This is a genomic window from Pantoea sp. SGAir0215, assembly GCF_043543215.1.
Map to the genome: position 1 here is coordinate 2,996,894 of NZ_CP028031.1, position 14,655 is coordinate 3,011,548.

The following is a 14,655-nucleotide window of genomic DNA, read 5'->3' on the forward strand; positions in this document are numbered from 1 at the left end:
GCCCATTTCTGCGCCTGAATTCAGCCTTTTGCGCCATGTCACACTATAATTTTTTCTGGTGGAGTTAATTAGTTTATTTCATGCGAAAAGCAGCACGTTTACCCTGCCTCGCCGTTTACTATTAGCGCCATTAACTGCCACGGCAGTCTGCAAGTTTTTGTGAGGAGTGTCACCCATGATTTCGGTTTTTGACATGTTTAAAGTGGGCATCGGCCCATCCAGCTCTCATACGGTCGGTCCGATGAAAGCGGGTAAACAGTTTGTAGAGTTGTTGTCTGAACAAGGCAAGCTGCATGAGGTGACACGCATTGCGGTCGATGTCTATGGTTCCCTGTCGCTGACCGGTAAAGGTCACCATACGGATATAGCGATTATTATGGGCTTAGCCGGCGAATCGCCTGACAGCGTCGATATCGACGCCATCCCCGCGTTTATTAAGGATGTGCAACAACGTGAACGCCTGCCCCTTGCCAAAGGCGCGCATGAAGTCGATTTTCCGCGTGAAGGCGGTATGGTGTTCCGTAGCGAAAATCTCTCCCTGCACGAAAATGGCCTGCGCCTGCTGGCGTTCTCCGGCGACCTGCTGGTGCTGTCTAAAACCTATTACTCTGTCGGCGGCGGCTTTATTGTCGATGAAGAGCATTTTGGTCAGTCGGCCCTGGACGAAGTCACGGTACCCTGGCCCTTCCACTCGGCCAAAGAACTGCTGGCCCACTGTCGCGAGACCGGACTTTCCCTGTCCGGGCTGGTGATGAAAAACGAGCTGGCACTGCACTCACGTGAAGAGATCAATGCATATTTTGCGACCATCTGGCAAACCATGCAGGCCTGTATTGACCGCGGTCTGAATACTGAAGGTGTGCTGCCCGGGCCGTTGCGGGTACCGCGCCGGGCGGCGTCACTGCGGCGTTTGCTGATATCCTCAGCCAAACACTCTAACGATCCGATGGTGGTGATTGACTGGATCAACATGTTTGCGTTGGCGGTTAATGAAGAGAACGCGGCGGGCGGTCGGGTGGTGACCGCACCGACCAACGGAGCCTGCGGTATCGTCCCCGCCGTCCTGGCTTACTATGATCACTTCATTGAACCCGTCACGCCCGACATTTTTATTCGCTATTTCCTCGCCTCCGGTGCCATTGGCATTTTGTATAAAATGAATGCCTCTATTTCCGGCGCGGAAGTCGGTTGTCAGGGGGAAGTCGGCGTTGCCTGCTCAATGGCTGCGGCAGGTCTGGCCGAACTGCTGGGCGCCAGCCCTGAGCAGGTGTGCGTGGCCGCCGAAATCGGGATGGAACATAATCTGGGTTTGACCTGCGATCCGGTTGCCGGCCAGGTTCAGGTGCCCTGTATCGAACGTAACGCAATCGCCTCGGTGAAAGCGATCAACGCGGCACGTATGGCCCTGCGCCGTACCAGCGAACCGCGCGTCTCACTGGATAAGGTCATTGAAACCATGTACGAGACCGGCAAAGACATGAACGCGAAATACCGCGAGACATCCCGGGGCGGACTGGCGATAAAAGTTCAATGTGACTAATCATTCAGTCTATTTATTTTTAAATTGCGCCCGTTAAACAGTGCATTAGCAAGTCCTGCCTGATATAAATATTAACGACGCTAAAGCGACCCGACAGTCGCTTTAACGCGTTCTTCACAGCCTTTCATTTTACGCACCGGTCCTAAATTTGCTCCAGGCCGTGCCGATAACAACCCAGCTATATCTATTTTTCTGGTTTTGGGAAGGTGATTCTTGATGTTCATGGCCCAGCAATATGTTGGACAGTACAGACGTAAGCGTTTGCTTATTGCTGTGGTGATTGCTTCTATTGTTCTTACGTTAACGCTGGCTTTGCGCTATTTCGAAGAAAAATCACGGATTCAGCAGCGTGCAATTAGCTTTGCCGATAACGCGATTACGCGTTTTGATCGCATGTTTTCTCCGCTGGATGTGGCAGCCAATAACACGCTGGGTTTAGTGGGCATGCCCTGTGAGGACGCGCGTTTTCCCTTAATCGAAAAGATTGCGTCCTTACAAACCGTGCGGGCGATTCTTCTGGTGAACGATGACTTACTGTACTGCTCCAGTATTTTCGGCTCACGGGATATCACCTTTAGTCAGACCTACCCTGAACTGGCGCTTAACGATAAGCGCATGATCCTGTCTACAGATGACTATCTGCTTAAAGGTTCGCCGGTCTTATTACTCTGGACGCCAACAACGCTGGATAACCGCTCAGGCATCCTGCAGGCCATCAACATTGAACTGATGAGCAGTTATCTGCTGGAACCGCAGTCGCCCTGGGTGGAACGCGCCATCTTTAACGTTAACGGCAAGAGCCTGGAATACGGCAATCCGCTTATTGAGTCGGCGGTCCCTTCGGAAGATGAAGTCACCTATAACGAAGCGTCACTGCGTTATCCCTACACGGTAACGCTTTACGGCCCTTCCCCATCCCGTCTGGCACTGGCCTCGTTGCCTTCTCAGTTGCCGCTGGCGCTAATGCTGAGTTTATTAATAGGCTATGTCATGTGGCTGGCAACCGCCAACCGCATGAGTCTGAGCTGGCAAATCAGCTATGGCATCACCGCCAGAGAGTTTATTGTTTACTGCCAGCCGCTCATCAATGCCCGAAACGGTCAGTGTGACGGCATTGAAATCCTGCTGCGCTGGCATAACCCGCGCCAGGGCTGGATCCCGCCCGATGTGTTTATTCCGCTGACTGAGCGTCAGAATCTGATTAAGCCTTTAACCCGTTTCGTGTTAAATCGCGTCGTCGAAGCGTTGCCGGATCTGCCTCACAGCCCGGATTTTCACATTGCTGTGAACGTCGCCGCCAGTCATTTTCGTGACCGCGCCATTCTGGAAGATCTGCAAACTATCTGGTGGCCTGCCAATCCGGTGCCAAAGCTGGTCGTCGAGCTTACCGAACGTGATGCGCTGCCGGTGGTCGATCAAACGGTCATTTCACAACTGCATGAGATTGGCGTACGGCTGGCAATTGATGATTTTGGCACAGGCCACAGTTCACTGTCTTACCTGAAGGACCTGCAACCGGACGTGCTGAAGCTGGATAAAATCTTCACCGCCTCGATCGGCACGGATGCGATTAACGCGACCGTAACGGATATGGTGATCTCACTGGCGCAACGGCTGAATATCAGCCTGGTGGCGGAAGGCGTGGAAACCCCGGAGCAGGCTGACTATCTGCGTGACCGCGGCGTGGATCACCTGCAGGGCTACTATTTTGCCCGCCCCATGCCGCTGGAGGATTTCCCCGCGTGGCTACGGCAACATCAACTGACCAGCGACCTGTAGTGCTATGCCTGGGGCAAAAAAAAAACGCATCACAGTGTGATGCGTTTTGCGTTTTGCGTTTTGCGTTTTCAGGGGAGGTTAACCTTCTTCGTCCTCGTCATGCTGCGGATCGCGCGTCACACGAACCAGATCAATGCGATATTCTGTCGCTTCAATAATTTGGAAGTGAAGCGGCGCGATATCAATGACGTCACCCGGCTTCGGTAATTGTCCTTTCTGAGCAATCAGCAACCCTGCCAGTGACGCATGATCGTCGTCCGGTTTCACCAGCTCATGAAAATCAAGCAGCTGCTGGAGCGAGTGGAGATCGGTTCCCCCCTTCACTAACCAGCCGTCGCCGTCCATGATGATATCCGGCGTTTCGTCTTCATCCGGGAATTCACCTGCTATCGCTTCCAGCACATCCAGCGGGGTAATCAGGCCCTGTACCACACCAAACTCGTTGGTGACGATCACAAAGCTCCCTTTGGCACGACGCAGTACGCCCAGCAGGTTAATCGGATCGAGCGTTTCCGGCACCACGATAATCGGCGTGTTTGCCGCAAAGGTGGCGACATCCACACCATGATCCAGTGCGACCAGCAGCTCTTTGGCCCTGACAACGCCGATAATCTCGTCCAGTTCTCCCCGGCAGACCGGGAACAGGCTGTGCGGTGTGTCCAGCAACTGGATACGAATCTCGTCTACCGGACGACTGGCATCCACCCAGGAGATATCGCCACGTGGCGTCATGATGCTGCGAATTGAACGGGAAGCCAGCGTCAGTACGCCGTTAATCATATAGCGCTCTTCATCCTTAAAGGCTTCCTGTGGGATCGCGACGGCTATCGCCTGCTCTTCAGTGCTGGCCGGGGCCGTCTGTACACGGTTGCGGCCCCCCATCAGGCGCAAAATGGCCTCAGCGGTACGCTCACGCATAGGACGATGCGACTGATGGCGAAGAAAGTTGCGACGCGCAATCTGGTTAAACAGCTCGATCAGGATCGAGAAACCAATCGCCGCATACAGATAGCCTTTAGGAATATGGAAGCCAAACCCTTCCGCCACCAGCGACAGACCGATCATCAGCAGGAAACTGAGACACAGGACAACGACCGTAGGATGGGCGTTAACAAATTTTGTTAACGGTTTAGAGGCCAGCAACATCACAATCATGGCGATCACTACCGCCGTCATCATGACCGGCAGGTTATTCACCATCCCCACGGCCGTAATCACCGCATCCAGTGAGAAGACCGCATCAAGTATGACGATCTGTGCCACAACGGCCCAGAAGCTGGCATAGCTGCGGTTGCCGCTGTTTTCCAGCTGACGGTTTTCCAGCCGCTCATGCAGTTCCATCGTGGCTTTAAAGAGCAGGAAGATCCCGCCCGCCAGCAAAATAAGATCGCGTCCGGCGAAACTAAACCCTCCTACGCTAAACAGCGGGCGCGTCAGTGTGACCATCCAGGAGATCAGCGACAGCAGGCCCAGACGCATAACCAGCGCCAGCGAGAGGCCAATCAAACGCGCTTTATCGCGCTGCTTCGGCGGTAACTTATCGGCCAGGATGGCAATGAATACCAGGTTATCAATGCCGAGCACAATCTCGAGCACGATGAGCGTGAGCAATCCCGCCCAGATTGAGGGGTCGAACAGAAATTCCATTAGTGACTCCTGAAAAAGGATGTGATTACGCTAAAACGTACCAGCGTCTGACGACGTGACGGTGAGCAAGGTGTAAAAGCAAAGAAAACGCGGTCTGGCGTAAATTGACGCGCTGAGGAGCGCAAAGACAAGGTTAAGCAACGTCGGTGACGGTCCATAAGGGTGGGCTGAAGCCCATTACTCCTGAATAATTAACAGATCGCTAATGTATCAGTTCGGTCAACAAGGTCAAAAAATTTTCTTATTTTTACATTCTGTCATCACTTCGTTTATGCGCCATTAAAACGTAATTTCACGCTTTTATGCTGTAAATAGCCAACCGACATCACAAAATTTATTTTTTCGGTCACTAAAATAAATCCGGCATGCACGTAGTGAGTTGGTTATCCCTGCAATGTGGATATCGGGCCGGCAGGCTCAATAAATAAGTCAGCATTGTTAACGCGATAATTCTTAACGGTTCCTCACCTTATGGAATCAACAAGCGAACGGAGGTAGCACGTGACCATTGCTCTGATCATTGGTACACACGGCTGGGCAGCAGAACAGCTGCTTAAAACGGCAGAGATGCTTTTAGGCGAACAGGAAAACGTCAAATGGATTGATTTTGTACCGGGCGAAAATGCAGAAACGCTGATTGAAAAATATCAGGCAAAGCTGGCCGAACTGGATACCTCAAAGGGGGTGCTTTTTCTGGTAGATACCTGGGGTGGAAGTCCTTTTAATGCGGCAAGTCGGCTGGTCATGGATCACGACAGCTATGAGGTCGTGGCCGGGGTGAATATTCCCATGTTAGTGGAAACCCTGATGGCGCGGGATGACAATCCAACCTTCGATGAGCTGGTGGCGATTGCGGTTGAAACTGGCCGTGAAGGCGTCAAAGCGCTGAAAGCCCAACCTGAAGTCAAACCCGCGCCCGTTGCTGCCGCACCGACTCCACCTCCCACCCCTGCCGCTGTCAGACCCCTCTCGCCTGACGAACACATGATTATCTGCCTGGCCCGTATTGATGACCGCCTGATTCATGGCCAGGTCGCCACACGCTGGACCAAAGAGACCAATGTCAGCCGCATCATTGTCGTCAGTGATGAGGTGGCAAACGACAATGTGCGCAAGACACTCTTAACCCAGGTCGCGCCGCCGGGCGTGACCGCGCACGTGGTTGGCGTCGATAAAATGGTGCGCGTCTGGAATAACCCCAAATATGCCCGTGAGCGCGTCATGCTGCTGTTCACCAATCCCACCGATGTCTTGCGGGTTGTGGAACAGGGCGTCGATATCAAAAGCGTCAACATTGGCGGCATGGCCTTCCGGCAGGGCAAAACGCAGGTCAACAATGCCGTGTCCGTTGATGAGAAAGATATCGCCGCGTTCCAAAAGCTCAATGAACGCAATATTGAGCTTGAGGTACGCAAGGTTTCAGGTGATCCCAAACTGAAAATGATGGATCTGATAGCCAAAGTAGGCGCTTAACGGGCCAGCACTCTTTTCTATCCTGTAGAGGACACGAAGTATGATGGAAATAACCACACTTCAAATTATTTTGATCTTTATTATCGCCTGTATTGCCGGTATGGGATCCATCCTGGATGAGTTCCAGTTTCACCGCCCTCTGGTGGCCTGTACCCTGATTGGGATCGTACTGGGGGACATGAAGACAGGCATCATCATCGGCGGAACGCTGGAGATGATTGCACTGGGCTGGATGAACATTGGCGCGGCGGTCGCCCCTGATGCGGCGCTGGCGTCCATTATCTCCACCATTCTGGTCATTGCAGGCGGGCAAAGCGTCGGCGCCGGTATCGCGCTGGCTATTCCCCTCGCCGCCGCCGGCCAGGTGCTGACCATTATCGTGCGCACGTTGACCGTGGCATTCCAGCATGCGGCGGACAAAGCCGCAGAGAAAGGCAATCTTACGGCCATTTCGTGGATCCATGTCTCCGCCCTGCTGCTTCAGGCCATGCGCATCGCCATTCCGGCGTTGATCGTTGCGATTTCGGTTGGCACGGACGCGGTGCACTCTCTGCTCAGTTCGATTCCTGAAGTCGTGACGAACGGACTCAACATTGCGGGCGGCATGATTGTGGTAGTGGGTTACGCCATGGTCATCAATATGATGCGGGCCGGTTACCTGATGCCGTTCTTCTATCTCGGTTTCGTGACGGCGGCTTTCACCAGTTTCAACCTGGTGGCGCTGGGGGTGATTGGCGTGGTGATGGCCGTGCTTTATATCCAGCTCAGTCCGAAATATAACCGTACCGCCGGTGCGCCTGCGGCCTCGCCGTCAGCTAACGATCTTGACAACGAACTCGATTAAGGAACAGGTGACAACATGGTTGATATAACAAAAGTCGAAAAGAAACTGACGCCAGGCGATGTCCGTGCTGTTTTTGTACGCTCAAACCTGTTTCAGGGTTCTTGGAACTTCGAACGTATGCAGGCGCTGGGATTCTGTTTTTCTATGGTGCCGGTGATTCGCCGTCTCTATCCTGAAAACAACGATGACCGCAAGCAGGCGATAAAACGTCACCTTGAGTTCTTTAACACACATCCTTATGTTGCGGCCCCGGTCCTGGGCGTGACCATGGCGATGGAAGAGCAGCGCGCCAATGGTGCCGCAATTGATGATGGTGCAATAAACGGCATCAAAGTGGGCCTGATGGGGCCGCTGGCTGGCGTAGGTGACCCGATTTTCTGGGGAACGGTTCGTCCGGTGTTTGCCGCCCTGGGTGCGGGCATCGCAATGAGCGGCAGTTTGCTTGGTCCATTGCTGTTCTTCATCCTGTTTAACCTGGCCCGCCTGCTCACCCGTTATTACGGTGTCGCCTACGGTTACCGGAAAGGGATTGATATCGTCAGCGATATGGGCGGTGGCTTCCTGCAAAAACTGACCGAGGGTGCCTCTATCCTTGGGCTGTTTGTCATGGGCGCGCTGGTCAATAAGTGGACGCACGTCAATATTCCGCTGGTGGTGTCACGCATTACCGACCAGACCGGCAAGACCACAGTCACTACCGTCCAGTCGATTCTGGATCAGTTAATGCCCGGCATCGTCCCGCTCCTGTTGACCTTTGCCTGTATGTGGCTGCTGCGGCGTAAGGTCAATGCCCTGTGGATCATTGTTGGTTTCTTTGCTATCGGTATCTTCGGCTACTGGATCGGCCTGCTTGGGCTGTAATCCTGACGCAATCGGGAGCAAGGCTCCCGATTTTTTTGGCGGTAACATCCACTGAAGCTCGAAAGGAAGCCCCATGTCATTGACGGACATCATCATCGCTCTCTGCATCGCTGCTCTGCTGGTGTTTGCGATCTACGACGAGGCGATTCTGCCCCGACGTAAAGGCCCGACGCTGTTACGTGTGCCGCTGCAGCGCCGTCATAAAGCCGACAGCCTGATTTTCATTGGTTTACTGGTCATCCTGCTCTGGAACAACGTCACGCATCAGGGACCCGTGCTGACCACCACGCTCTTGATGATGCTGTGCTTTTTGTCCTTCTGGCTGTTCTGGCTCCGCCGTCCTACGCTGGTCATGAAACGGGAGGGATTGTTCTTCGCGGGTATCTGGATCGCCTATTCCCGTATCCAGAGCATGAATCTGTCTGAAGACGGCATTTTAGTCATCCAGCTTGAACAGCGGCGCTTACTGATCGCCGTGCAGCAGCTTGACGATCTTGAACGGATTTATCAAACCCTGGTCGAAGCGCGTTAGTCGCGTTGCCACAGGGTTATCACAAAATCCGCTTCGCAGTGAAACTGCGCGCTTTCGGCTAACGTCTGCCAGACGTCTGGCCGCGCGCGCCAGGCAAAGGGCGTCATCTGCAATAATGTGGTGGCGGCCTGTCCGGTAAGGGCCATCGGATAGGTTAATGCATGCCGGGCACGTTGCTGAAAGCCCTGATACACTTTCCCTTCCGGTGCGTGCAGCTGAACATCGCGATAGATCAGCGCTTTGAACTGCGCCAGATGGTGCGGGCCCGGCGTAACCGTTAACAGGTATCCACCGGGTTTGATGACGCGATTAAGCTCCGCTTCATTACAGGGCGCATAGATGCGAACCACTGCATCAAGGGAATGGTCCGCAAACGGCAGACGCTGACTGGAGGCGACACAGAACAGGACCTGCGGATAGCGCTTCGCCGCGAGCCGAATGGCCATTTTGGCCACGTCCAGGCCAAAGACCTTGCCCGCTGGCGCAAAGTTATCCGCCAGCGCACCGGTGTAGTACCCTTCCCCACAGCCTGTATCCAGGATCTGAGCGGCCGGTACCTGCAGATGCTGATTCAGCACGTCAACCACCTTGTCCCGCAGGGGCTGATAGTAACCGGCCTGCAAAAAGTCACGTCGCGCCTGCATCATCTCCGCGCTGTCGCCCGGCTCGCGGGAGCCTTTATGTTGAACGGGCAGCAAATTGACATAGCCCTCTTTCGCCTGATCGAACTGATGGCGATTTTCGCAACACCAGCTGCGTTCGGTCAGGTTCAGGGAAGAGTGACAAAGTGGGCAAATCAAGGACATATGGCGCTCCGGCATCTATCGACGCGCAGCAGTGTACTCGACAGGGAACCCGAGCGAAAGCGTAAAAAAAGCCTCGGCCAGAAGGCCAAGGCTTTAATATCTGAGACCGGGCGCAGGGCACCCGTCTGAGGCGAAATCAGATAGCAGTAACGTTAACAGCTGCCGGGCCTTTCTGGCCGTCCTGAATTTCGAACTCAACGTTTTGGCCTTCGGCCAGCGTTTTGAAGCCGTTGCCCTGAATAGCAGAGAAGTGTACGAACACGTCTTTGCTACCGTCAGCTGGAGTGATAAAACCGAAGCCTTTAGACTCGTTGAACCACTTAACCTGACCTTTAATCTTTGCCATTTTACTAATTCCTTAAAGTGTTTATTTGCCCGGAGGCTAACCTACAGATAAAACAGAGACATTACTGAATGAGGCACTGATTAAAGTTCGGCAAGGAAGCGGTATTCAACGTCAACGTCTTTACTCGTAACTTCTTTACTGAAGATGCCATACATAAACAGAACTGTACCTCGTTTAACCCACGAATTGTTATCACATATCCGCTAAATAATGGCAAGCCATTTTTAATATGTCGATCGTTAGTTTTTGCATAATTGCAGGGTAGCTCCCAGAGAATGTACTTTATGGTACAAAATGCTGCGAACCGAAACCCAGCGACCGTCATAACTTCACGATAAAATAAAGGCTTCCTGCATCCCGGATGGGATAACGCACTACTTTTCCTGCTTTTATCATGATGTATGACAATAAATAAATTACATTGCACTAATATGGCAATAATGCACCAAATAAAGGAATGGATAAGGGGAACGGTAAACCCGGACGGCTTCAGCTTGTACAGCTTTTATTATTTCGTACAAATATAAAAATTATTATTAGTAAAATCAAAAGTTGAGACTTCCCCTCCGCACTAATCATTTTCTTGACAGCTGACGTTTGAATTACCCCGAGCGCGTAAAAGAAATAAAAAGCGAATACGCCGGAGCCTTGCCGTTTCACAAACACAGGGCCCCGTATTTCGGATTAGGTCGGATTGAGATCGCTCAGACTGTGGCTCGCCCCAATTTTCCAGGGCGCAAAATTTTGCTGACCCTCGCCGCTCTGCGCGAGTGCTCGCTGGAGTTCAGCCGGGGGCGCATCCAGTGACTCATCCGCCAGTTCGAAAACGCCCCAGTGAATGGGAAGGGTCAGTGGCTGACCTATCGCGCGCCACAACGCCACCGCCTGCTGGGGATCCATGTGTTGTGCCCCCATAAACCAGCGCGGAGCATAAGCGCCTATCGGCAAAGCGGCCAGATTAAAGGGGCCATAATGCTGCGCAATCGCCAGAAGACTGTCGCTGTAGCCGCTGTCACCGGAAAACCAAAACCGCAGCGAAGCGGTCCTGATCACCCAACCGCACCACAGGGTTCGGTTGCGATTAGTAACGGTGCGCATGCTCCAGTGGCGCGCAGGGACCGCATCAAACTGTATTCCCGCAAACACTTTCTGTTGCCACCAGTCAAGCTCATGCACCTGTTTGACCCCATGACGCTTACACCACTCCGCCAGCCCCAGCGGCACCAGAAAAATAGTGTCCGGAAAGCGGCGCACAATCTGTTTGATGGTAGGCTTATCCAGATGATCGTAATGATTATGGGATATCAGGACGTAATCCAGCCGCGGTAACTGGTCAATGGCCAGCGGAGACGGCGTTTTACGTTCAGGTCCGATAAACGGCAAAGGGGAAGCCCGCCGGGACAGCGCGGGATCAATCAGAATATAGTGTTGGTTTATGCGCATCAGCAGCGCCGCATGGCCCAGCCACCAGAGACGGTCATCCTCCCCGTTCAGATCGGCAGGTTGCCACCACTGCGTAATAAACTGGTCATAGCCCTGACGAGGCGGATGGGGTAATCCCTGGGCTTTGCGTTCACGTCGCCAGCGCTGCAGGTCACCTTGCTGGCGGCTGTCGGGCTCAGGGTTACGAAACCCCTCAGCGGTGTGATGGGGTTTACTGCTGTCATACCAGGGATTTTTCCAGGCCATCCGGCCTCCATGCAGGGTTAACGTTCCGGGATTAAACGAATCAGTCCGTCGTTTTCCGACGGCGCTTCGGGGGACGGCTCATCTGCACCATTCTGCGCCTCAATCATCCGCCGCAGCAGTGCATTCTGTTTCTTTTGCTCTTCTAACAATGACGTCAATAACGAAACCTGTTCGTTCGCCCGAACGCTGGCGCGATTAACGTAAAACCACAGCATTAATGCCACAATCAGCGCCAGCAGAAAAACGCCGTAACTGATTACCGGTCCCGCATTCGCGGCTAACTCATTCATAACTGCCTCAAGATACCTGATGAAATCACAAAAAAAGAACGACCGTCTATTCTACTCCGCGCCGCCGCAAAAGATAATGGTGACGTCAGCGATATAGCGCTTTCTGCGCTTTCAGTTATCTCTGATCGCATCCTGCCTGAAAGCGAGGCATGCTAATCCTCTACATCATGTTAAGCAGCAGTCACTGGAACGCTGCGTGGGTATCATAAGGAGATACAATGAAACTCTTCATTCGGGCGATTATCGTTATCGGCATCCTCTGGCTGGCTATGCTGTTCACAGGTTACGGCGTGCTGGCGGGCAGCAACAAGAATGCCGCGGGACTGGGGCTGAAATGTAACTATCTGACCGCCAGAGGGATGGTGACCGCGCAATATCTGCATACAGACAGCGGCGTGGTGGGCGTGACGGATTGCCCGCTGCTAAAGAAAAGTAGCGAAGTGGTCGACAACGGATAACGGAGGAGCGGGCCAACTGGCCCGCTTTTTTTTAACCCCCGTCATTGCCGGTATAGCCCAGCTCTGACGAAAGACGTTGGCCCGCTTCACGTAACAGCGTCACATACTGTTGCTTGTTCGCGGCAGAAAAGCGCAGCGTGGGAAAGGAAAGGCTCAGTCCGGCGACGGCAACACCAAAGCGATCAAAAACGGGCACGGCGATGCAGCGCACGCCCACTTCCTGTTCTTCGTTATCCTCACCATAACCCTGCGCCCTGACCTGACCCAGTGCTTCGCGTAACGCGCCTGCGTCCGGTAAGGTGTTGGCGGTGTTAATAGTGAACGTCATACGCTCCAGAATGGCATTCACCTCCTCCCGACTGCGCCAGGCCAACAACACTTTTCCCAGTGCGGTGGAGTGCAGTGGATTGCGGTGACCAATACGTGAGGCCATACGCAGGTTATACAGCGAGTCAATTTTATGCACATAGACCACGCTGTCGTCATCCAGCGCGCCCAGATGGATTGTCTCTTTGGTCAGACGCGATAACTCGCGCATGTGTACATCGGCGCTGCGGATAAGATCGCTATGCTGCAACGCGTTGGATCCCACCTCAAACAGTTTCAAGGTCAGCGAATATTTCTCACTTTCCCCTTCCTGCGCGACATAACCTAATGCTTTCATGGTTTGCAGGAATCGGTAGACCGTACTTTTGGACATCATCAGCCGTTGTGCCAGCTCGGTAATACCGTGATCGCGCTCTTCGCTTAACGCCTGCAAAATCCCGAATACTTTTTGCACCGAAGAGACGGCATCCGGCTGTTTATCCTTTTCGTCAGCGGCCATTTGTCACCCTGAATACGTGTTTCAAAAAAACTGGAACAGAGTTGCAGTATAGAGTGACAGCGCCGATCCCGGCAATCTTCCGGGTTTGAAACATCTCTAAAATATATTTTTTCCGTGGGTACGATGCAATTTGGCGGCCAATTGATTAGCATGATGATATTCACACTCTTTAATATTAGCCTCTATGTCACTTTCCTCTTCTGACGGCGGACTCGCAGTACCCCAGCGCTACTGGGCTATTCTGACGATCGCCATCGGCCTTATCATGGCGGTACTGGATGGATCGATTGCCAATGTCGCGCTGCCAACCATCTCACGTGAGCTACAGGCCAGTCCGGCCCAGTCAGTCTGGGTGATTAATGCTTATCAGATTGCCATTGTCGCCTCGCTACTGTCGTTGTCCTTTTTAGGCGATATCGTCGGCTACCGCCGCGTGTACCAGGCAGGGCTCGTGGTGTTTGCCATCACGTCGGTGTTTTGCGCCCTTTCGCCCTCCCTTCCCCTGCTTACGCTGGGCCGGGTGCTTCAGGGCCTGGGGGGTGCGGCGATTATGAGCGTTAACACCGCCCTGATTCGTATCATTTATCCCCCACGTTATCTGGGCCGCGGCATCGCGATCAACGCCCTGCTGGTGGCGATCTCGACGGCGGCCGGCCCCACGGTTGCAGCAGCCATCCTCTCATTTGCCAGCTGGCGCTGGTTGTTCCTGATCAACATGCCCCTGGGCGTTGTCACGCTCTGGCTGGCGTTACGTTATCTGCCGGATAACCCGCAACGGGCCAAAACACAGAAGTTTGATGTCACCAGTGCGGTAATGAATGCGCTCTTTTTCGGCCTGCTTATTTCGGCGCTGGGTGGCTTTGCCCAGGGACAATCGATCTGGCTTATCGCAGGAGAACTTATCACGCTGCTTGTGGTGGGCTACTTTTTTATCCGACGCCAGCTGACGATGGCCGTGCCGTTGCTGCCGGTTGATTTGCTGCGCATCCCTATTTTTGCCCTGTCGATGTGCACCTCCGTCTGCTCTTTCTGCGCGCAGATGCTGGCGATGGTATCACTGCCCTTCTACCTGCAAAGCGTGCTGGGCCGTACAGAGGTCGAAACCGGTTTATTGCTTACGCCGTGGCCGCTGGCCACCATGCTGCTCTCACCGGTCGCGGGACGTTTAATTGAACGAGTGCATGCGGGCTTACTCGGGGGATTAGGGCTGGCCCTGTTTGCCATCGGGCTTTTTCTGCTGGCTCACTTACCTGCGAAGCCAGACGATATGGACATTATCTGGCGCATGATGCTGTGCGGGGCGGGCTTTGGCCTGTTTCAGTCCCCGAATAACCACACCATTATTACCTCCGCTCCGCGTCAACGCAGCGGTGGTGCCAGCGGTATGCTGGGCACGGCACGGTTACTGGGTCAGAGCAGCGGTGCCGCACTGGTAGCGCTGATGTTCAACTGGCTGGGCAATGACGGCACCCATGCGGCGCTGTTACTGGCGGCTGGATTCTCAACCGCAGCGGCCCTGCTCAGTCTGTCGCGCATAAAAACACCGCGCGTACAGTGATAAAAA

The 14,655-nt window shown here is 53.7% G+C and carries 14 protein-coding genes and 1 pseudogene; 8 read left to right on the forward strand and 7 right to left on the reverse strand.

The genetic code is table 11. From position 1 onward, the window contains the following. The first annotated feature begins 175 nt into the window (after positions 1-175). Together C1N64_RS14040 and C1N64_RS14045 are read left to right on the forward strand one after the other, a co-directional pair. Positions 176-1,540 (forward strand): L-serine ammonia-lyase, encoded by a 1,365-nt coding sequence (locus tag C1N64_RS14040; protein ID WP_033741913.1) that lies wholly within the window; start codon positions 176-178, stop codon positions 1,538-1,540. Between the two features lie 216 nt (positions 1,541-1,756). Next, the gene (locus tag C1N64_RS14045) at positions 1,757-3,319 is read left to right on the forward strand and encodes an EAL domain-containing protein (RefSeq protein WP_033741915.1); all 1,563 of its coding nucleotides are present in this window, start codon (positions 1,757-1,759) and stop codon (positions 3,317-3,319) included. 78 nt (positions 3,320-3,397) lie between these two features. Here the strand turns inward: C1N64_RS14045 and C1N64_RS14050 are convergent, their stop codons facing one another. Further along, positions 3,398-4,966 (reverse strand): TerC family protein, encoded by a 1,569-nt coding sequence (locus tag C1N64_RS14050; protein WP_033741917.1) that lies wholly within the window; start codon positions 4,964-4,966, stop codon positions 3,398-3,400. Positions 4,967-5,467: 501 nt separating this feature from the next. Between C1N64_RS14050 and manX the strand changes: the two genes are divergently transcribed. The 4 genes from manX (at position 5,468) to C1N64_RS14070 (ending at position 8,676) form a co-directional block, all read left to right on the forward strand. Then, the gene (gene manX / locus C1N64_RS14055) at positions 5,468-6,439 is read left to right on the forward strand and encodes a PTS mannose transporter subunit IIAB (protein WP_039343077.1); all 972 of its coding nucleotides are present in this window, start codon (positions 5,468-5,470) and stop codon (positions 6,437-6,439) included. Between the two features lie 43 nt (positions 6,440-6,482). Beyond that, the gene (locus C1N64_RS14060; RefSeq protein WP_033742216.1) at positions 6,483-7,283 is read left to right on the forward strand and encodes a PTS mannose/fructose/sorbose transporter subunit IIC; all 801 of its coding nucleotides are present in this window, start codon (positions 6,483-6,485) and stop codon (positions 7,281-7,283) included. A gap of 15 nt (positions 7,284-7,298) precedes the next feature. Next, on the forward strand, positions 7,299-8,144 hold the full coding sequence (locus C1N64_RS14065) for a PTS mannose transporter subunit IID (RefSeq protein WP_006119465.1): 846 nt from the start codon (positions 7,299-7,301) through the stop codon (positions 8,142-8,144). A gap of 73 nt (positions 8,145-8,217) precedes the next feature. After that, positions 8,218-8,676: a DUF986 family protein gene (locus C1N64_RS14070; RefSeq protein WP_033741922.1), complete on the forward strand. Its 459-nt coding sequence runs from the start codon at positions 8,218-8,220 to the stop codon at positions 8,674-8,676. On the opposite strand, the gene rlmA is transcribed toward C1N64_RS14070, so the two are convergent. From rlmA to C1N64_RS14095, 5 genes and pseudogenes are all read right to left on the reverse strand, one after another. Then, positions 8,673-9,482, reverse strand: coding sequence for a 23S rRNA (guanine(745)-N(1))-methyltransferase (gene rlmA / locus C1N64_RS14075; RefSeq protein ID WP_006119468.1), 810 nt, complete (start codon positions 9,480-9,482; stop codon positions 8,673-8,675). The two genes, C1N64_RS14070 and rlmA, sit on opposite strands and share 4 nt — an antisense overlap. A 136-nt stretch (positions 9,483-9,618) precedes the next feature. Further along, complete coding sequence (gene cspE / locus C1N64_RS14080) at positions 9,619-9,828, reverse strand: transcription antiterminator/RNA stability regulator CspE (RefSeq protein WP_001062678.1); 210 nt, start codon at positions 9,826-9,828, stop codon at positions 9,619-9,621. 36 nt (positions 9,829-9,864) lie between these two features. Continuing rightward, positions 9,865-9,983 (reverse strand): annotated as a pseudogene (locus tag C1N64_RS14085) (DUF2627 domain-containing protein). A gap of 529 nt (positions 9,984-10,512) precedes the next feature. Next, positions 10,513-11,517 (reverse strand): MBL fold metallo-hydrolase, encoded by a 1,005-nt coding sequence (locus C1N64_RS14090; protein WP_033741929.1) that lies wholly within the window; start codon positions 11,515-11,517, stop codon positions 10,513-10,515. 17 nt (positions 11,518-11,534) lie between these two features. Then, positions 11,535-11,807, reverse strand: a complete 273-nt coding sequence (locus C1N64_RS14095; RefSeq protein ID WP_367143947.1) for a YebO family protein — start codon at positions 11,805-11,807, stop codon at positions 11,535-11,537. A 218-nt stretch (positions 11,808-12,025) separates the two neighbouring features. Between C1N64_RS14095 and C1N64_RS14100 the strand changes: the two genes are divergently transcribed. After that, complete coding sequence (locus C1N64_RS14100) at positions 12,026-12,265, forward strand: YobH family protein (RefSeq protein ID WP_033741931.1); 240 nt, start codon at positions 12,026-12,028, stop codon at positions 12,263-12,265. 31 nt (positions 12,266-12,296) lie between these two features. On the opposite strand, the gene kdgR is transcribed toward C1N64_RS14100, so the two are convergent. Then, positions 12,297-13,091: a DNA-binding transcriptional regulator KdgR gene (kdgR, locus tag C1N64_RS14105; protein ID WP_006119473.1), complete on the reverse strand. Its 795-nt coding sequence runs from the start codon at positions 13,089-13,091 to the stop codon at positions 12,297-12,299. Positions 13,092-13,275: 184 nt separating this feature from the next. On the opposite strand from kdgR, the gene C1N64_RS14110 reads away from it, so the two are divergent. Beyond that, the gene (locus tag C1N64_RS14110) at positions 13,276-14,649 is read left to right on the forward strand and encodes an MFS transporter (RefSeq protein ID WP_394514897.1); all 1,374 of its coding nucleotides are present in this window, start codon (positions 13,276-13,278) and stop codon (positions 14,647-14,649) included. The last annotated feature ends 6 nt before the right edge of the window (positions 14,650-14,655 follow it).

Coding starts and splice junctions, on each gene's coding strand:
- C1N64_RS14100 (WP_033741931.1), top strand. CDS start 12,026: ATGAAACTCTTCATTCGGGCGATTATCGTTATCGGCATCCTCTGGCTG.
- cspE (WP_001062678.1), bottom strand. CDS start 9,828: ATGGCAAAGATTAAAGGTCAGGTTAAGTGGTTCAACGAGTCTAAAGGC.
- C1N64_RS14060 (WP_033742216.1), top strand. CDS start 6,483: ATGGAAATAACCACACTTCAAATTATTTTGATCTTTATTATCGCCTGT.
- C1N64_RS14065 (WP_006119465.1), top strand. CDS start 7,299: ATGGTTGATATAACAAAAGTCGAAAAGAAACTGACGCCAGGCGATGTC.
- C1N64_RS14095 (WP_367143947.1), bottom strand. CDS start 11,807: ATGAATGAGTTAGCCGCGAATGCGGGACCGGTAATCAGTTACGGCGTT.
- kdgR (WP_006119473.1), bottom strand. CDS start 13,091: ATGGCCGCTGACGAAAAGGATAAACAGCCGGATGCCGTCTCTTCGGTG.
- rlmA (WP_006119468.1), bottom strand. CDS start 9,482: ATGTCCTTGATTTGCCCACTTTGTCACTCTTCCCTGAACCTGACCGAA.
- C1N64_RS14050 (WP_033741917.1), bottom strand. CDS start 4,966: ATGGAATTTCTGTTCGACCCCTCAATCTGGGCGGGATTGCTCACGCTC.
- C1N64_RS14090 (WP_033741929.1), bottom strand. CDS start 11,517: ATGGCCTGGAAAAATCCCTGGTATGACAGCAGTAAACCCCATCACACC.
- C1N64_RS14110 (WP_394514897.1), top strand. CDS start 13,276: ATGTCACTTTCCTCTTCTGACGGCGGACTCGCAGTACCCCAGCGCTAC.
- C1N64_RS14070 (WP_033741922.1), top strand. CDS start 8,218: ATGTCATTGACGGACATCATCATCGCTCTCTGCATCGCTGCTCTGCTG.
- C1N64_RS14040 (WP_033741913.1), top strand. CDS start 176: ATGATTTCGGTTTTTGACATGTTTAAAGTGGGCATCGGCCCATCCAGC.
- C1N64_RS14045 (WP_033741915.1), top strand. CDS start 1,757: ATGTTCATGGCCCAGCAATATGTTGGACAGTACAGACGTAAGCGTTTG.